The following is an 18,211-nucleotide window of genomic DNA, read 5'->3' on the forward strand; positions in this document are numbered from 1 at the left end:
GAGCCCCGGGGGAACGGCCTCTATCGAAAGGGGAGCGCGCGATCTCGTCACACGCTCCCCAATACTCGAACCACGCCTAAGTTCACTCGGCAGGTTGTGGCGTGTCGTCCCCGGGCTTGTGATCGATCGCGCCGCCGCCATGCGCCTGACCGAGCACGCGACTGCCGTCGTCGCCCGCTTTGTAGGTGAGCAGGCGGCGCGACAGGCGCGGCCCTAGCCAGCCTTCGAGCCCGACTGCGAGGCTGAACAGTGCCGGGACCATCACGAGCGTGAGGATAGTCGACAGGATCAGGCCGCCGATGACGACCACGCCCATCGGCGCACGCCACGACGAGTCGCCGCTCAGCGACAGCGCCGTCGGTATCATGCCCGCGACCATAGCGATGGTGGTCATCACGATCGGCTGAGCGCGCTTGTGGCCCGCGTCGACAATTGCAGTGAACTTGTCGACGCCCTTGCTCATCTCCTCGAGCGCGAAATCGACCAGCAGGATCGAGTTCTTCGCGACGATGCCGAACAGCATCAGGATGCCGATGAGCACCGGCAGCGAAACCGGCATCCCGAACATCATCAGCGCGATCAGGCCGCCCAGCGGTGCATTGAGAAGCGAGCCCATGTTGACCAGCGGCGAGACGAAGCGGCGATACAGCAGCACCAGCACCGCGAAGACGAGGAAGATGCCCGAGGCGAGCGCGATGAGGAAGTTGGTGATCATCTCCGCCTGCCACTTTGCCTGGCCGACGGTCATCTGGCCGACGCCTTGCGGCAGGTTCTTCATGACGGGAAGTTCGTTGATCTTCTTCATCACTTCGTTGTTGACGAACGGCTTGCCGGTGGCGGGATCCATCGCGAGATCGGCGCCCACCACGAGGCGGCGTTGCAGATTGAGCCGCTGGATACGGGTCGGGCCGGCGCCGAAGCCGATATCGGCGACCACCGAAAGCGGCACCGAGCCTCCCGACTGGGTCTGTACCGGCATGTTCTGGATCGTCGACAGCTTGGCGCGGGCGTCCTCGTCGATCGCCACCCGGATCGGGATCTGGCGGTCGGAGAGCGAGAATTTGGCACTGTTCTGATCGATATCGCCCAAAGTCGCGATGCGGATCGCGCTGGACAGCGCAGCGGTAGTCACGCCGAGATTGGCGGCGAGATCGAGCCGCGGCCGAATCACGATCTCCGGACGGTTGAGATCGCCCGCAACGCGAGGCGCCACGACCTCCTTCATCCCTTCCATCTGCTTCACCAGCGCATTCGCGGTCTGGTTGAGCAATGCGGGATCTTCACCGCCAAGCGTGACCGTCAGGTCGCGTCCGGAGGAACCCCAGCCGAACTGCGAGCGGAAATTCACGCGTGCGTCGGGGATCGCGATCAGCTTGGGGGCCAGGCGCTTTTCGAACGCCGTGCTCTGCTCGTCGCGATCCTCCTTGAGCTGCGCAGTGACGCGGCCGTTGCCGACGAAGCTACGGCTATAGATGTCGGTGACGAGCGCTTCCTGACGCAGGATGCCGGCGACTTGCGCGACGACGCGCTCGGTATCGGCGAGCGGCGTGCCCGGGACCATCTCGATCGTCGCGGTGACGCTGTCCTGATCCTGCGCCGGCTGGAAGGTCATCGGCATCGAGGCGAACATAAGCACCGTCGCCCCCAGGGAGACGACATAGCCGAGTACGGCCGACCAGCGATGCCGCAATGTCCAGCGGAGCAGCCCGGTATAGGCGTCCATGATCCGGCCCTCGCCATGGTTGGCGTGACCCTTGGCCTTGAGGAAATAGGCTGCGATCATCGGCGTCAGCAATCGCGCCACGGCAAGGCTCATCAGCACCGCGGCGACGACGGTCAGGCCGAAATTCTTGAAGAACTGGCCCGAAATGCCTGGCATCAGCCCGACGGGGAGGAACACCGCGACGATCGCCATCGTAGTGGCGAGCACTGCCACACCGATCTCGTCGGCCGCGTCGATCGACGCCTGGTACGCCGATTTGCCCATGCGCATATGTCGGACGATGTTCTCGATCTCGACGATCGCATCGTCGACCAACACGCCCGCCACAAGCGAAAGCGCAAGCAGGGTCATCTGGTTGAGCGTGAAGCCCAGCATATCCATGAACCAGAAGCTGGGAATCGCCGAAAGCGGGATCGCGAGCGCCGAGATCGCCGTCGCGCGCCAGTCGCGCAGGAAGATGAACACCACGATTACCGCAAGGACTGCGCCTTCGATCATCGCTTCCATCGCGGTGTGATATTGCTGCTTGGCATATTTCGAGTTGTTGTTGAGCAGCTCGAACTTGACCTTGGGGTTGCGCTCCTCGAGCTTCTTCAGTGCCTTTTCGGCATCCTCGAACACCATCACGTCAGACGCGCCTTTGGCGCGCTTGATGTCGAACGAAATCACCTGGTGGCCGTTATACTTCGCCAGGCTACGCTGCTCGGCATAGGCGTCCTTGACGTTGGCGATGTCCGCCAGACGCACGGTCCGCCCGCCGCCGGTCGAGATCTGCGTCTGCCCGAGCGTATAGGCACTGCTGGCATTGCCGATCACGCGCACCGACTGCTCGAAGCCTGAAATCTCGGCGCGGCCGCCGGCGGCATTCATGTTGACCTGGCGCAGCTGCTGGTTGACCTGGCTCGCAGTGAGTCCGACCGACTGGAGTTTCGCAGGATCGAGGACCACGCGGATCTCGCGATCGACGCCGCCATTGCGCTCGACCGCGGACATCCCCGAGATCGCGAGCAATTCCTTGGCCACGCTGTTGTCGATGTACCAGCTGAGATCGGATACCGTCATGTCGGTGGCGACTGCAGTGAAGCTGGCGATTTCGTTGTCGCTCGACGTGTCGACGCGGCCGATCTGCGGCTCGAGGATGCCGTCGGGCAAATCGCCGCGGATCTGCTGGATCGCGCTGCGCACGTCCTCCACCGCACGATCGATCGGCATGCCGATGTCGAGCTGGACAACGGTCTGGCTGCTGCCTTCCGAAACGGTCGAATTGATCTCGTCGATGCCCTGAAGGCTGCGAACCGCCGATTCCACCTTCTGGGTGATCTGGTTCTCCAGCTCGCTCGGCGCTGCGCCAGGCTGGCTGATCGCGATCCACACGATCGGGAAATCGATGTCCGGATCGTTGTTGACGTCCATCCGGCCGAAGCTGACCAGCCCGGCGATCGTCAGCGCGATGAAGAGGACGATCGGCGGAACCGGATTGCGGATCGCCCAGGCCGAGATGTTCCGGAAGCCCATCGCTATTCGCCTTTACTTCGACTTTTGAAGGTTCGGGATGACCTTCTGACCGGGATTGAGGAAGGCGCCGGCGGTGAGCACCACGCGCTCGGTGCCGTTCAGCCCGCTGGTGATCGACACGCCTGCCTCTGTAACGTCGCCGGTGGTCACGCCGCGGCGCGCCGCCTGGTTCTTGTCGTCGATGATGTACACGAAATTGCCGTCATTGTCGCTCTGCACCGCCGACTGGGGCAGCATCACGGCGGTCACGCCACCCGCGATGATGCGCGCGCTGGCGAAGCCGCCCGGTCGCAGCGCCGGATTATAGGCGAGCGCGACGCGCGCGATGCCCTGACGGGTCTGCGGATCGATCACCGGCGAGACCTGCCAGACTTCGCCCCTGAAAACCTGGGTGGTGCCCGTCGGCGTTACTTCGGCTACCGAACCGGGATGCAGCTTCTGCAGGTCGACTTCGGAAAGCTGGGTGCGCAGTTCCATCTGGCCGCCCATCGCCATACGGAACAGCACGCCTGATCCCGCGCTGACGATCTGGCCGGGCTCGACCTGGCGCGTCAGCACCAGTCCGGCCTCAGGCGCGCGGATGTCGAGCCGGTGATTGCGTGCCTGGGTCTCGGAAAGCTGCGCCTGCGCGACGCGGACGCGGGCCTGCGCCTGGTCGCGCGTCGCGGTCCTGCGGTCGATATCGGCCTTGGAGATGAAGCCATTGGCAACGAGCTTGCGCGCGCGATCCAGCTCTGCCTGGGCGAGGCGCGCGTCGGCCTGGGCCACGCGCACCGACGCCGCGAGTGCCTCGGCGGTCTGCACCTGTACACTGCGATCGACAGTGGCGAGCACCTGTCCCTTGCTCACCCAGCTGCCCGGCTCGACCAGCACACGCGTGACCACGCCGCCTTCACCGGCGACGCCAACCGGCATCTCGCGGCGTGCCGCGAGGGTGCCGGTGCCGGTGACGATCGTCTGCACCGTCTTGCGGCCGGGAGCGGCCACGGTGACGGACGGGATCTGCGATTGGCTGCCGGGCGCTGCCTTGCCCGCTGCGCCCTTTGGCGCCTCCGGCTTCGAACCGCTCATCATGAAGATTGCGAGTGCCCCCACCGCCAGGACCACCGCCACGGAAATCCATAGCCAGCGACGGCTCTTGCGCGTCGTTTCCTCGCCGGTGAACTCCAGCCGCTCCTGCCGTCCGAACATCCCTGCCTCATAGTTCATGTGCGAGCTTTCGAATCCGGCCAGTCCGGCCGATGCCCCCTTGATCGCACTGTGTTAGATGAATAAAGCACCGACGACAAGAGCCGTTTCGCTTTGTGCAGTGCGCAATGCCCGTTTTGGACCTTTTTCGCAAGATCGGCATCGTTGTTTGCAAGAAACGGTTGCAATGGCGCCGCAGTGGCGCAACGCTCATTTTCGGCTTGAGGGCCGACGCAACGGGAGGGGATCGCATGCCCAACGGTATCCTGGGATGGCTTTTGATCGGCCTTGTCGCCGGCGCGCTCGGCAAGTTGATCATGCCGGGGCGCGACCCCGGCGGAATCATCGTCACGATCCTGTTCGGAATCGTGGGAGCGCTGCTTGCATTTTATTTGACTCCGCTGCTCGGACTCGAAGTCCGCGACAGCACGTGGCAGGCCTATGCCGCGGCGACCGCAGGGGCGGTGGTGCTGTTGCTGCTCTACCGAACGATCATGGTCCGGCGAATCTGAACCGCGGCCTTCTGCGTCGTTCAGCTTGGGTGCGGCCCGCGTGCAGCAGGGCGGCGCAACGACCTTGTTTCGGGAGAGTATCGATGATTCGCTTTGCTTTGTTCGCCACCGCTGCGGGGCTGTCGCTCGCCAGCCTGACAGCCTCTGCGCAGGAAGTTCGGCCGATGATGTTGCCGGCCGACGGCACGCTGCTCGAAGTCTCGGCCGACGGCACCAGCACGCGGACGCCAGATCTTGCGATCATCCAGGCCGGCGTCGTCACTCAGCACGCCACGGCCGGCGAGGCGATGCAGCAAAACAGCGCGCGGATGGCGGCGGTGCTCGCGGCGCTGCGCCGGGCCGGAATCGCCGAGCGCGACGTCCAGACTTCGAGCATCGCACTCAGCCCGCAATATCGCTACGCGGAGAACCAGCCGCCGGTGATCACCGGCTATCAGGCGAGCAATCAGGTGACGGTGCGCTTTCGCGACATCGCGAAGAGCGGCACGATACTTGACGCACTGGTGCGCGAGGGCGCTAACAATATTGCGGGTCCCAATCTGACGATCGACAAGCCCGAAGCCGCGCTCGACGAAGCGCGCACCAAGGCTGTCGCGGCCGCCCGTGCCCGCGCCGATCTGTACGCCAGGGCCGCGGGCCTGCGCGTCGATCGTATCCTGTCGATTTCCGAAGCCGGCGCGATGCCGCCGCCGATGCCGATGATGGCACGCGCCGAGCGCTTCAGCGCCGACAAGGCCGAGACGCAGATCGCCCCAGGCGAGCAGGAATTACGCGTGTCGCTCTCCGTCCGCTTCCTGCTCAAATAGCCGCGCATGAAAAAGGGGCCGCCCTCTCGGGCAGCCCCTTTTTGTCTATGTCCGGCGGTTAGCGGACTGCGCCGCGACGCACCAGATTGACGATCGCAAGCAGGATGACCGCACCCAGCAGCGATACCAGGAAGGTCATCGGCGTGATCGCGCCGTTGTTGATCGACCCGCCGAAGAGCAGGCCGCCGATGAACGCACCGACGATGCCGACGATGATGTTGAGAAAGATGCCCTGCTGAGCATCGGTACGCATGATGATGCTCGCAAGCCAGCCGACGACACCGCCGATGACGAGCCAAATAATAAGACCCATGACAAGTCCCTCCGTTGTGAGCCCGGCGGGCCGGGCGACGTAAGGAAAAATCCGCAACCACTCATGTTGGTTCCGTATCGATTTTTCGATGCGCTCGTGGAACCTTCCTGCTCCTCAGCCGTGCGGCGCGCTTCCTGCTCTGGAACCCCCGCTTTCGCCCGGTGGGAGGGCCTGGATCGTATCGATCTCAAGCATAGATTAATCCCGTCTCTTTCGTCAGGAACACACCTCTCCAATCTCGTCGTCCTCGGCCACCGGCCTTGTTGCCCAGCTCGCGTGAAGCGTCGGCACCGCCGAATGGAGCGTGATCAGATAGAAGCCGAGCGAGCGCAGCTGGTCGAGGATCGCGAGACGCGGCCAGTCGCCGATGATCCCAAGGCCGACGACCAGCCAGATCCCGGCAAAGGCTGCCATGCTCACCGCCGCGAACCCGGCGAGCATCGCGCGCGCCCGGAGCGCGCGATCGAATTCGTCGACCCGTTCGGCCGATCCCCACGGCTTTAGCGGCCCAAAGATCGGCAGCAAGACGGCGATCGCAAAGCCCAGCATGATCAGCGCGTAACCGGCATTGACGCGCTCGACGCGGACCAGGCCGATGATCATGCCCGCGCTGGCGACCGCTAACGCGACGATCGGCACCCAGCGGAGATGCCTGCGACGTGCCTGCCCCCGCGCCACTGCCGGAACGCCGGTACGCTCGGCGGCGGCGTCGAGTCGGGTAAAAAAACGCTCGTTGAATCTGGACATGGCTATGCTCCGCATCGGCCTCAGACGCTTGCGCGCCGAAGCGCAGTGGCGACGGATTCGAAGGGCTGGAAGGAAAAGAGCAATTCGACGGACACGTCGAACTGCCCGGCGATCTTCATCGCGAGCTCGAGGCTGGGGCTATAGTCGCCGCGCTCGAGATAGCCGATCGTCTGCGGATTGACCCCCACGGCGTCGGCCAACATGCGGCGACTCATCCCGCGCTCGGCGCGGAACAGGGCAATACGGTTATGGATGACAGACACAATGGCGACCCAGCAATACGAACTATTGCGTTTACACAACAAACTATGCCGTGAGTCAACCGCGCCCAAAACGCGCTTCTACCCGAAGGTCAAGGCCGCTCGCGCGCCTGGCGATAAGTGCCCAGCACGCGCATCCATTTCGAGTGGAACTTCAATTCCTCGAGCGCGCGATCGATCGCCGGATCGCCCGGGCCGCCGACGATGTCGGCATAGAATTCGGTCGCCGCGAAACTGCCGCCGCGCTGGTAGCTCTCCAGCTTGGTCATGTTGACGCCATTGGTCGCGAAGCCGCCCAGCGCCTTGTAGAGCGCAGCCGAGACATTGCGCACTTCGAAGATGAAAGTGGTCATCACCGGCCCCTCTACCGGCAGCGACAACCCGTCGCGCGCCAGCACGACGAAGCGCGTCATATTGTGTTCGGCATCGGCAAGGTCGGTCTCGAGCAGATTGAGTCCGTAGAGCTCGGCAGCACCCGGCGGCGCGAGCGCGGCGACTGCGGGATCGGCCATCTCGGCGATCACTGCCGCGGCGCCGGCGGTGTCCGGATAGGCCAGCGGCGCAATGCCGTTTGCCTTCAGCCAATGCCGGCACTGGCCGAGCGCCTGCGGATGGCTCATCGCCTCACGGACCTGATCGATACTGCCGGTGCCCATCAATCCGTAGCGGATCGGCAGGAAATGCTCGCCAGTGATCGCCAGTCCGGATTCGGGCAGCAGGAAATGGATGTCGGCGACGCGGCCGTGAAGCGAATTCTCGATGGGGATCATCGCGCGATCGGCGCGGCCTTCCTTCACTGCGTCGATCGCGTCCTCGAACGAGAAGCACGGAAGCGGCAGTCCGTCGGCAAAGGCCTCGCGCACCGCGATGTGCGAATTGGCGCCTGGCGCGCCCTGAAACGCGATGGCGCGCGCCGGCTCGGCGGAGGCCTTGGCAATCATCTCGGCGACGATCGGACGTGCGGGTGCGGCGAAATTCTCCATGGGATCGCGCGCTAGCCGTGCGCGTTTCCCGCGGCAACCCCGGCTTGCGATAGCAAAAACCGCAGCCTAAAGGGCGAACGACTTTCCTTTAGGGGCGTGTGATGGACGATCGGTTCAATACGATTGCAGGTTGGGCATTGGCGGGCGGCATTGCGGCGCTCGGCCTGTCGATCGTGAGCGGTATGGTCTTCCACTCCGAGCGCCCCGAAAAAATGGGCTATGTGATCGAAGGCGTCGAGGAGAGCGGCGAAGGCGGCGCCGTCGCCGTTGCGCCGATCGCCACGCGCCTTGCCGCTGCCGACCTCGCCAAGGGCGCCGATATATTCAAACAGTGCACTGCCTGCCACACGATCAACCAGGGCGGCGCTTCCGGCATCGGTCCGAACCTCTATGCTTCGGTCGGCAAGCCGCATGGCCACGTTCCCGGTTTCGCCTATTCGGACGCGCTCAAGGGCGTTCCCGGCAACTGGACCTTCGACGCGCTCGATGCGTGGCTGACCTCCCCACGCAAATACGCGCCGGGCACCAAGATGACCTTCGCGGGCATCGCCAATCCGCAGGATCGCGCGAACGTGATCGCCTACCTCAACGCGCAGGGCTCGAACCTGCCGCTGCCAGCCGCACCAGCCGCCGGCGAGGAGCCCGCGGCGGACAACGCCGCCGAGGCGAATGTCGCAGAGGGCGCCGAACCGGCCAATATCTCGAACGAGGCGACCCCGGCGGAAGGCACTCCGGCCAAGGACCCGCAGGCGGCGATCCAGGCCGAGAAGAAGGGCCACTAAGCCTCCTTGGTACGAACAGAAAAGGCCGCCTTTCGGGGCGGCCTTTTTGTTGGCGACGGCGCCACGCTCAGCGTTTCGGCTGCCTGTCCCGCCAGAAGTCCTGCACGATCTGCCAACCCTCTTCCGCCGTCTCGACGAAGTGGAACAGGTTCAGGTCGCGCGGCGAGATCACGCCTTCCTCGCACAGCGCCTCGAAGTTCACCACGCGCTGCCAGAAGTCCTTGCCGTAGAACAGCACGGGGATCGGATCGATCTTGCCGGTCTGGATCAGCGTCAGCAGCTCGAAGCTCTCGTCGAACGTGCCGAACCCGCCGGGGAACACCGCCACTGCGCGCGCGTGCAGCAGGAAGTGCATCTTGCGCAGCGCGAAATAGTGGAACTGCATCGAAAGCGACGGCGTGACATAGGGATTGGGCGCCTGCTCGTGCGGCAGCACGATATTGAGCGCCACGGTGTCGGCGCCCACGTCGCGCGCGCCGCGATTGGCCGCTTCCATGATCGACGGGCCGCCGCCCGAGCACACCACGAAGTGGCGCTTGCCGGCCTCGTCGAGCGGGAAATTGCTTACCGTCTGCGCCAGTTCGCGCGCGACGTCGTAATAACGTGATTTCTCGATCAGCCGCTCGGCCACCTTCTTTTGCTCGGGCGTGTCGGCGAGTTCGAGCAGCGCCTTCGCCTTTTCGGGCTCGGGAATTCGTGCCGAGCCATAGACGACGAAGGTCGAGGCGATATTGGCCGCGTCGAGGATCAATTGGGGCTTTAGCAGCTCGAGCTGGAAGCGCACCGGCCGGAGATCCTCGCGCAGCAGGAAATCCATGTCCTGGAAGGCGAGGCGGTAGGCCGGATGCTCGGTCTGGGGCGTGCCGCTGTTGGTGTTGGCGTTTTCGGCTTCTTCCTGCGCGGGGCGGAAGACGCGGCTCGGGACGCGTGTATCGTTGCTCATTTGGGCCGGCTTAGGCCGATCGCCGCCCCGCTGCAAATCCCGGATCAAGCACAGAACGGGCCGCGGCCCATGTCGAGATGCAGGTGGTTGTAGTGCGCCGCATTATAGTCGGGGCCGAGCACGGTCTTGAATCGCTTGCACGCCGATCGGTGGATCACCTGGAAGAATTCGCGCACCGCGGGATCGTCCGATTTCCACCCGGTCTCGACGCGGACCTTGCGCCCGTCGGCGAGCACGAACCCGCCGACGTCGACTGCATTGCCCAGCCCGTGCTCCGACATGCGCCCCGAGGCACCGCTGCCGATGATCGCGCGGCACGAATAGGTGCCGAAGCTCTCGACGCGGACGAGCTCGCTGCCGAGGATCTGCTTTGCCGCCGGCGCCACTGCGAAGCGCACCCATGCCGCGAAGCTGCGCGCCAGCGGACAGCGCATCGATTTGAGATTGGTCACCGGAACGCCGATGTCGAGCAATTGCACTGCGCCGGTGACGATGCAGCCGCCCCCGAAGTCCCGATCGGGCAGCGGCGAATAGCGGACCTGCTCGCGCGACAGATCGGTGAAGCATTGCTGCGTTTCGCGCGGCGTCGGACGATTGAGCGTGATCGGCCCAGATTTGCGCTCGCGAATCGGCGCGGGGCGGTCGTCATCGCCGCCGATGCAGCTGGCGAGAAGCAAAGCGAGGAACAGGATGCCGCGACGCATGCAGGGGACATAGCACGCGGATTCCGGAATTTCGCCGTTCCCGGTCGCACGCCTGCACCGGTTTGACTCTGGCACTGTTACCGCTACCATATTTGGCGGATGCCGCGCGAAGATGGCATCCACCGGAGAGGCACATGACCAAGCTGTTCGCCGCCATCGCCTGGGCGCTCGCCCTGCTCGCCCCGCCGGCAGCGGCGCAGCAACCGCCCGTAATGCCGCAGCGGATCGCATTGTGGGCCGATGGCGCGCCGGGCTTTGAGAGCCGCAAGAACATCCCCGAGCAAGCGGAGGCCTATTGGCTCAAGCCGGTCAACGATCCCAGCATCACCTATTTCCCCGCGCGCCCCGGCCGCGAGACGGGCGCGGCGGTGCTGCTGATGCCGGGCGGGGCGCACGAGTTCCTCGTCATCACCAGCGAAGGCAATGATGCGGCGCGCTGGTTCAACGAGCGCGGGATCGCGGCGTTCGTGCTGCGCTACCGGCTCTTCCGCGGCAAGGACTCGCCCTACGCGTTCGAGCATGCCCGGCAGGATGCCGAGCGCGCGATGCGGACGATCCGGAGCCACGCCGGCGAATGGAAGCTCGATCCGCACAAGATCGGCGTGGTCGGTTTCTCGGCCGGCGGCGAACTCGCCCGCGTCACCTTGCTCAGCCCGCCGGTGGAAGCGCCCGGCAAAGGTGACGCGATCGACCGGCTGTCGGCGCGCCCCGATTTCGGCGTGCTCGTCTTCCCCGGGCCGCTCCACGCCGAGGAAAAGATAACGCGCGATTCGCCGCCTTTACTGATGACCGCGACCAACGACGATCAATGCTGCTCGCAGCCGATCATCGATTTGCTGGGCGCCTATCGCGCCGCGGGTGCCTCGTCCGAACTCCATATGTATGCGGCGGGCGGACACGCCTTCAACATGGGCGAGACCACCCCGATGGTCAGCCTGCGCAATTGGCCCGCGCGGATCACCGACTGGATGACCGATCGCGGGCTGCTCGCCAAATGGCCCCCGGAAAAATAATCGTCATCCCCGCGAAAGCCGGGACCTCAGGCGAGGCGATACCACATGAGATCCCGGCCTTCCCCGGAATGACGATAGCCACATTGACTTTGCCCGCGCCGCCGCTAGGGCCGTCGGCGGGCCACGCGGTCCCAACGCCGCGCGTGCTCTCTGCGAGGAGAGACTGACATGAGTGATTCTGCCGTTACCGACGCCAAAGCTGCGTCCGCCGCCAAGCCCGCTACGAAGCCGGCACGCCCCTTTTTCTCTTCCGGTCCCTGCGCCAAGCCTCCGGGCTGGGATGCGTCGAAGCTCGCCAGCGAATCGCTCGGCCGCTCGCATCGCTCGAAGATCGGCAAGACCCGCCTCCAATATGCGATCGACCTGATGCGCGCGCTGCTCGGCCTGCCCGACACCCACCGCATTGGCATCGTTCCGGGATCGGACACCGGCGCCTTCGAGATGGCGATGTGGACGATGCTGGGCGCCAAGCCCGTGACGACGCTCGCCTGGGAGAGCTTCGGCGAAGGCTGGGTCACCGATGCGGTGAAGCAGCTCAAGCTCGATCCGACCGTGCTGCGCGCCGATTACGGCAAGCTACCCGATCTCGACGCAGTCGACTGGTCGAACGACGTGCTGTTCACCTGGAACGGCACCACGAGCGGAGTCCGGGTGCCGAACGGCGACTGGATCCCCGACGACCGCGAGGGCCTGAGCTTCGCCGACGCGACCAGCGCGGTGTTCGCTTATGACCTGCCCTGGGACAAGATCGATGTCGCGACCTTCTCGTGGCAGAAGGTGCTGGGCGGCGAGGGTGGCCACGGCGTGCTGATCCTCGGCCCGCGCGCTGTCGAGCGGCTGGAGAACTACACCCCCGCCTGGCCGCTGCCCAAGGTGTTCCGCCTCGTCTCGAAGGGCAAGCTTGCCGACGGCGTGTTCAAGGGCGAGACGATCAACACCCCGTCGATGCTCGCGGTCGAGGATGCGATCTTCGCGCTCGAATGGGGCAAGTCGATCGGCGGCGGCTGGGGCCTGATTGCTCGCTCGGACGCGAATGCCGAGGCGCTCAACAAGATCGTCGCTGAGCGCGACTGGCTCGGCCATCTCGCCGAAGATGAGAGCATCCGCTCGAAGACCAGCGTATGCCTCACCGTCGAGGGCGCGGACGAAGCTTTCATCAAGAAGTTCGCCGGGCTGCTCGACAAGGAAGGCGCGGCCTATGATGTCGCCGGCTATCGCGACGCCCCCCCCGGCTTGCGCATCTGGTGCGGCGCGACGGTCGAGACCGCCGATATCGAGGCGCTCGGGCCGTGGCTCGACTGGGCGTATGAGACCGCGAAAACAGCCTGACCCTCGTGCTCCTGCGGAAGCAGGAGCCCAGGATCGCACGCGATTCCCGCTATAACTCTGGGCTCCTGCTTTCGCAGGAGCACCGGCTCTCTCCAGGAGCAGCTAAATGCCCAAGGTACTGATCAGCGACAAAATGGACCCCAAGGCCGCCGAGATCTTCCGCGCCCGCGGAGTCGAGGTGGACGAGATCACCGGCAAGACGCCGGAGGAACTCATGGCGATCATCGGCGACTATGACGGCCTCGCGATCCGCAGCTCGACCAAGGTGACCAAGGAAATCCTCGATGCGGCGACCAACCTCAAGGTCGTCGGCCGCGCCGGGATCGGCGTCGACAATGTCGATATTCCCGCGGCCTCGGCCAAGGGCGTCGTCGTCATGAACACCCCCTTCGGCAATTCGATCACCACCGCCGAGCACGCCATCGCCCTGATGTTCGCGCTCGCCCGCGACCTGCCCGAGGCCGACAAGTCGACCCAGGCCGGCAAGTGGGAGAAGAACCGCTTCATGGGCGTCGAGGTCACCGGCAAGACGCTCGGCCTGATCGGCGCGGGCAATATCGGCTCGATCGTCGCCGATCGCGCACTCGGCCTCAAGATGAAGGTGATCGCCTATGATCCCTTCCTCACGCCCGAGCGCGCGCTCGAAATGGGCGTCGAGAAGATGACGCTCGACGATCTCCTCCTGCGCGCCGACTTCATCACGTTGCACACGCCGCTGACCGACCAGACCCGCAACATCCTTTCCGCTGAAAATCTCGCCAAGACCCGCAAGGGCGTCCGCATCATCAATTGCGCGCGTGGCGGGCTGATTGACGAGGCAGCGCTCAAGCAAGGCCTCGAATCCGGCCATATCGGCGGCGCCGCGCTCGACGTGTTCGTGCAGGAGCCGGCGAAGGAATCGCCGTTGTTCGGCACCCCCAACTTCATCTCGACCCCGCATCTCGGCGCGTCGACCAACGAGGCACAGGTCAATGTCGCGATCCAGGTCGCCGAACAGATGGCGGACTATCTGGTCTCGGGCGGAGTCACCAACGCGCTCAACCTCCCCAGCCTCTCGGCCGAGGAAGCCCCGCGGCTCAAGCCCTATATGGCGCTGGCCGAGAAGCTCGGCAGCCTGATCGGCCAGCTCGCGCATGGCGAGATCGCCCGCGTGTCGATCCACAGCGAAGGCGCCGCGGCCGAGCTCAACCAGAAGCCGATCGTCAGCGCCGTGCTCGCGGGCTTCCTGCGTGTCCATTCGGACACGGTGAACATGGTCAACGCGCCGTTCCTCGCCAAGGAGCGCGGCATGGAGATCCGCGAGGTCCGCAACGAGAAGGAAGGCGATTACCACACCTTGCTGCGCGTCTCGCTCAAGACCGACGCCGGCGAGCGCTCGGTTGCCGGCACCTTGTTCTCGAACGCGCAGCCGCGCCTCGTCGAATTGTTCGGGATCAAGGTCGAGGCCGATCTGGTCGGCCACATGCTCTATGTCGTCAACGAAGACGCGCCCGGTTTCATCGGCCGGCTCGGCACTTCCCTCGGCGAGGCGGGCGTCAATATCGGCACCTTCCACCTCGGCCGCCGCGATGCGGGCGGTGAGGCGGTGCTGCTGCTCTCGGTCGACAACGAAGTCACCTCCGAGCTCGTTGCCCGCGTCCGCGCGCTTCCGGGCGTGAAGACCGCGATGGCGCTGCGGTTCTGACGAAAGTCAGGATCTCGTGCGGCAGGCGATCGGCTTGCGGCACGAGATCCCGGCTTTCGCCGGGGCGACGGATTGTTCTAGGGGAGAGTGATGAGCGGACTTCTTCCCGAGGGTTTTCACGACCGGCTTCCCCCCGCCGCCGATGCCGCGGCGGCGCTCGAGGGGCGCGTGCTCGGCCTCGCGCGGCTCTATGGCTATGAGCAGGTCGATCCGCCGCTCGCCGAATTCGCCGATGAACTCGCTTCGCGGCTCAAGGCCGGCGGGGTGCGCGACGCGGTACGCTTCGTCGATCCGGTGTCGCAGCGCACGCTCGCGATCCGCCCCGATCTCACCGCGCAGGTCGGCCGCATCGCCGTCACCCGGATGGGTCATCATCCCCGGCCGGTGCGGCTTTCCTACGCGGGCGCCGTGGTCAAGCTCAGCGCCTCGGAACTCAATCCCCAGCGCGCGATGCGCCAGATGGGGTGCGAGCTGATCGGGCTCGATACCGTCGCCGCGGCGATCGAAATTGTCCGCGTCGCGATCGAGGCGCTGCAAGCCGCCGGCGTCGGCGGTCTCGCGATCGATTTCACCCTCCCCGACCTCGCCGATACGCTGGCCGGCGATCTCGATCCCGCCACCCTCGAATCGCTGCGCCAGCGCCTCGACGCCAAGGATGCCGGTGGTGTCGCCGCGATCGACGCGCGCTGGCTGCCGCTGATCGAAGCCGCCGGCCCCTTCGACGCGGCAATGGAGCGGCTGCGCGCGATCGATGCCGGCAACGCACTGGCGAGCCGGCTCGACGGGCTCGCGCGGATCGCCGCGAGCGTGAACGGACAGGCCGCGCTCACCCTCGACCCGACCGAGCGGCATGGCTTCGAGTATCAAAGCTGGCTCGGCTTCTCGATCTTCGCGCGCGGCGTGCGCGGCGAGATCGGGCGCGGCGGCACCTACACGATCCTCCATGGCGACGGCCGCGAGGAACCCGCGGTCGGCTTCTCGCTGTTTACCGATCCGATCCTCGACGCCGGACTCAGCACAGGCGAACGCCGTCGGCTATTCCTGCCGTTCGGTACGTCGGCGGATGCCGGCGCGAAGCTGCGTGCCGAGGGCTGGGTAACCGTCGCCGCGCTCGAGGCCGACGATACGCCCGAGGCACAGCTCTGCACTCATGTGCTTGGCGCGGAAGGCCCTCGCGCGCTTTAAGACACCCCGCTAACGGGATAGCAGCGGAGTCACGTCCCCCTGCGCGAAATGCTGGAATGCCTCGCGCACCGCGGCGCCGAACCGCGCGTCGCTGGCCAGCCGGGCGCCGAACACCGGCTTTACCGCCAGCATCGCCGTCACCGGATCGGCGCCGGTCGCAGCGGCGGCAAGCAGGTCGGCAAGTGGGTCCGTGATCGCCTCGCCCGCTTCTGCCTTACGCCGCACGAACGCGATCCACGCCGCCACCGGTACTGCGAGACGCGCAACGCCGCGCCCAGCATCGAGCGCCTCGCGCGTGGTGTCGAGCAGTCGATAAGGCAGCTTCTGCGAGCCGTCCCACGCGATCTGCGACAGCAGGTGGCGGATTTCGGGGTTGCGGAACCGATCCAGCACTGCGTCGGCATAAGCCGCCTTGTCGAACCCCTCGATCGGCTTCAGCGATGCGGCGATGTCCTCATGGACGAGCCGTGAAACCATGGCTTCGAGCGCGGAATCGGACATTGCCTCGAACACCGTCTCGTGCCCGCGGGCGAGCCCGACATAAGCGAGCGTCGAATGCGCCCCGTTGAGGATGCGCAACTTGGCCTGTTCATAACCGCGCACATCGTTCGTTACCGTCACTCCAACCGAAGCGAAATCGGGTCCGTCGGGCAGATCGAAGCGCTGAAGCACCCATTGGGTGAAGCTCTCGCGCTGCACCGCCGCCCGATCCTCGACGCCAAGCGCGGCCTGCACCTTGGCGAGAAACGCCGCATCGCTGGCGGGAGTGATCGAATCCACCATCGAATCCGGAAAGGCGACTTCGCCGGCGATCCAGTCGGCGAGCCCCGCATCCTGCTCGCGCGCCAGCGCGATACAGGCGGCACGGAGTTTGGCGCCATTGCCGGACATATTGTCGCAGCACAGCATCGCGAACGGCGGCAGCCCGGCGGCGCGGCGGTCCCCCAGCCCGGCGACGATCCAGCCGATCACGCTGGTTGGCTCGGCGGGACGGGCGCGGTCGTGGACGATGTCGGGATGCGCGAAATCGAGGCTTCCGTCGCCCGCCAGGCAATAGCCTTTCTCGGTGACCGTGCTCGTGGCGATCCGCACCTCGGGCGAGGCGAGCAGTTTGCGCAGCCGCGCGCCTTCGCCCGGGCCGATCGCATCCGAATGCGCGGCGATGATCTGCATCCCTGGCGCGCGATCGATCACCGCCAGCGTGTAGAGCCCGTCCTGGGCCTTGAGCGCGTCGGTGGTCCCGCCGCTGCGCAGCGACACCGCGGCGATTCCCCAGCGCGGATCGCTGTCGAGCAGCCGATCTACATAGGCCGCCTGATGTGCGCGGTGGAACGCCCCGGGGCCGAAATGGACGATCCCCGTCCGGATGGCGTCGACGGCGCGGCCGTGACGAGTGACGGTGCCGGGAAGCTGGGCAAGCGTTGCGCGGGACAATAGCATGCAGCGAGCCCAAGCAGGTCGGACCCGCTCAAGTCAATCCGGACTAATAGGATTGAACCGAGGTCCCCGCGGCACCGCCGGGGAGCCGCGACCCGGTCGTCATCCGCGATCGGCTCTCGGATCCCTCGGGCATCCGGAAGCGGACCTGGCGATTGGGAAAGTCGATATCGACGCGACGGAAGCTGCGCAGCGCATCCATGCCGAGCAGCAGCGCCGGCCGCTTGGTGAGACCGAACCGTTCGAACGGCGCGACATCGGCGAATGCCACCGGCATCGATCCGAACATCACGTCGCCCACCTTGATGTTCGGCACCGTCGTATAGTCGGCCATGGTCTTCTGGCCGGTCACATCGGTGAGTTCGATCGGCTGGGTCTTGTGGTGGCGCGCCACGCGCCTGCGCAACGCGCTGTTGCCCATGCTCACTGCGCTGCCGGTATCGAGCACGACCTGAATCCGGACATTGCCGTAATAGGCATCGGTGACGATCAGCTGGCCGTACAGGCTCTTCGCGGTCACGACGATCTCGTCGCTGGCGCGCCGGACGGCTTTGTTGCGCTTCCGGCTCGGCCGCACTTCCATGATGCCCCGCTCGAAGTCGATCGAAACCTGATGATTGCGCAACGTGTCGATGCCGAGCAGCCCGATCGCGCCGAGGTTGCGTGCCTCGAGCTTGGGCGCGATCACGCTGTGCAGCACGCCGACCGACTTGATCATCAGATCGGGCACCAGCACCGTGTCGACCTTGCTGCGTCCGGTCATCGACAACAGGGTCACCGGATTGCCCGCGCTGAGCCGGAGCGTGTTGGCGAGTTCGCGCGACACCACGGTGCGTTCGGCGCCGGTGTCGATGATGAAATTGTACGGCCCCTTGGCATTGACCGCGACCGGAACGGTCAACCTTTGGTCGGTCATGCCGAGCGTCAGCAGCGTGGCTTCCATAACCGATTCGGGCGTGATCAACTCGGGATCCTGCGCAGTCACGGGCGTACCGCCGGGGGCCTCGATCGGCATGGTCAGAAGCAGGAGCGGATAAACGACTCCGGGCATGGAGTGACGTTATACCTGCACATATTGCGCAGCAAT

The 18,211-nt window shown here is 65.6% G+C and carries 17 protein-coding genes; 7 read left to right on the forward strand and 10 right to left on the reverse strand.

The features are described 5' to 3' along the window. Positions 1-82: 82 nt before the first annotated feature. On the reverse strand, positions 83-3,238 hold the full coding sequence (locus tag CVN68_RS13340; protein WP_100282641.1) for an efflux RND transporter permease subunit: 3,156 nt from the start codon (positions 3,236-3,238) through the stop codon (positions 83-85). A 12-nt stretch (positions 3,239-3,250) separates the two neighbouring features. Further along, entirely contained in the window at positions 3,251-4,447 is a 1,197-nt protein-coding gene (locus tag CVN68_RS13345) for an efflux RND transporter periplasmic adaptor subunit (RefSeq protein WP_100282642.1), read from the reverse strand. 230 nt (positions 4,448-4,677) lie between these two features. On the opposite strand from CVN68_RS13345, the gene CVN68_RS13350 reads away from it, so the two are divergent. Further along, complete coding sequence (locus CVN68_RS13350; RefSeq protein WP_100284397.1) at positions 4,678-4,938, forward strand: GlsB/YeaQ/YmgE family stress response membrane protein; 261 nt, start codon at positions 4,678-4,680, stop codon at positions 4,936-4,938. Between the two features lie 83 nt (positions 4,939-5,021). Then, positions 5,022-5,744 carry an SIMPL domain-containing protein gene (locus CVN68_RS13355; protein WP_100282643.1) on the forward strand — a complete coding sequence of 241 codons (723 nt, stop codon included), beginning with the start codon at positions 5,022-5,024 and terminating at the stop codon, positions 5,742-5,744. A gap of 58 nt (positions 5,745-5,802) precedes the next feature. Here the strand turns inward: CVN68_RS13355 and CVN68_RS13360 are convergent, their stop codons facing one another. The 4 genes from CVN68_RS13360 to CVN68_RS13375 form a co-directional block, all read right to left on the reverse strand. Beyond that, complete coding sequence (locus CVN68_RS13360) at positions 5,803-6,057, reverse strand: GlsB/YeaQ/YmgE family stress response membrane protein (protein ID WP_100282644.1); 255 nt, start codon at positions 6,055-6,057, stop codon at positions 5,803-5,805. A 216-nt stretch (positions 6,058-6,273) separates the two neighbouring features. Beyond that, on the reverse strand, positions 6,274-6,804 hold the full coding sequence (locus CVN68_RS13365) for a hypothetical protein (RefSeq protein ID WP_100282645.1): 531 nt from the start codon (positions 6,802-6,804) through the stop codon (positions 6,274-6,276). A 20-nt stretch (positions 6,805-6,824) separates the two neighbouring features. Beyond that, entirely contained in the window at positions 6,825-7,007 is a 183-nt protein-coding gene (locus tag CVN68_RS13370) for a helix-turn-helix transcriptional regulator (protein WP_233503340.1), read from the reverse strand. Between the two features lie 149 nt (positions 7,008-7,156). Further along, positions 7,157-8,047 (reverse strand): prephenate dehydratase, encoded by an 891-nt coding sequence (locus CVN68_RS13375; RefSeq protein ID WP_100282646.1) that lies wholly within the window; start codon positions 8,045-8,047, stop codon positions 7,157-7,159. A 101-nt stretch (positions 8,048-8,148) separates the two neighbouring features. Here CVN68_RS13375 and CVN68_RS13380 point away from each other — a divergent pair, with 101 nt between their 5' ends. Continuing rightward, positions 8,149-8,829 carry a c-type cytochrome gene (locus CVN68_RS13380; RefSeq protein WP_100282647.1) on the forward strand — a complete coding sequence of 227 codons (681 nt, stop codon included), beginning with the start codon at positions 8,149-8,151 and terminating at the stop codon, positions 8,827-8,829. Positions 8,830-8,896: 67 nt separating this feature from the next. On the opposite strand, the gene CVN68_RS13385 is transcribed toward CVN68_RS13380, so the two are convergent. Beyond that, the gene (locus CVN68_RS13385) at positions 8,897-9,772 is read right to left on the reverse strand and encodes an LOG family protein (protein ID WP_100282648.1); all 876 of its coding nucleotides are present in this window, start codon (positions 9,770-9,772) and stop codon (positions 8,897-8,899) included. A 44-nt stretch (positions 9,773-9,816) separates the two neighbouring features. Next, positions 9,817-10,476, reverse strand: coding sequence for an extensin family protein (locus CVN68_RS13390; protein ID WP_100282649.1), 660 nt, complete (start codon positions 10,474-10,476; stop codon positions 9,817-9,819). A 134-nt stretch (positions 10,477-10,610) separates the two neighbouring features. On the opposite strand from CVN68_RS13390, the gene CVN68_RS13395 reads away from it, so the two are divergent. From CVN68_RS13395 to CVN68_RS13410, 4 genes are all read left to right on the forward strand, one after another. Next, positions 10,611-11,489, forward strand: a complete 879-nt coding sequence (locus CVN68_RS13395) for an alpha/beta hydrolase (RefSeq protein WP_100282650.1) — start codon at positions 10,611-10,613, stop codon at positions 11,487-11,489. 168 nt (positions 11,490-11,657) lie between these two features. Next, on the forward strand, positions 11,658-12,818 hold the full coding sequence (locus CVN68_RS13400) for a phosphoserine transaminase (RefSeq protein ID WP_100282651.1): 1,161 nt from the start codon (positions 11,658-11,660) through the stop codon (positions 12,816-12,818). A 106-nt stretch (positions 12,819-12,924) separates the two neighbouring features. Beyond that, entirely contained in the window at positions 12,925-14,502 is a 1,578-nt protein-coding gene (gene serA, locus CVN68_RS13405) for a phosphoglycerate dehydrogenase (RefSeq protein WP_100282652.1), read from the forward strand. Positions 14,503-14,592: 90 nt separating this feature from the next. Continuing rightward, entirely contained in the window at positions 14,593-15,687 is a 1,095-nt protein-coding gene (locus CVN68_RS13410) for an ATP phosphoribosyltransferase regulatory subunit (protein ID WP_100282653.1), read from the forward strand. A gap of 9 nt (positions 15,688-15,696) precedes the next feature. Here CVN68_RS13410 and CVN68_RS13415 read toward each other — a convergent pair whose 3' ends face one another. After that, complete coding sequence (locus CVN68_RS13415; RefSeq protein ID WP_100282654.1) at positions 15,697-17,127, reverse strand: mannitol dehydrogenase family protein; 1,431 nt, start codon at positions 17,125-17,127, stop codon at positions 15,697-15,699. A 43-nt stretch (positions 17,128-17,170) separates the two neighbouring features. Next, positions 17,171-18,175 (reverse strand): aspartyl protease family protein, encoded by a 1,005-nt coding sequence (locus CVN68_RS13420; RefSeq protein ID WP_233503341.1) that lies wholly within the window; start codon positions 18,173-18,175, stop codon positions 17,171-17,173. Between the last annotated feature and the right edge of the window lie 36 nt (positions 18,176-18,211).

It is taken from the genome of Sphingomonas psychrotolerans, from assembly GCF_002796605.1.
GTDB classification, from domain to species: domain Bacteria; phylum Pseudomonadota; class Alphaproteobacteria; order Sphingomonadales; family Sphingomonadaceae; genus Sphingomonas; species Sphingomonas psychrotolerans.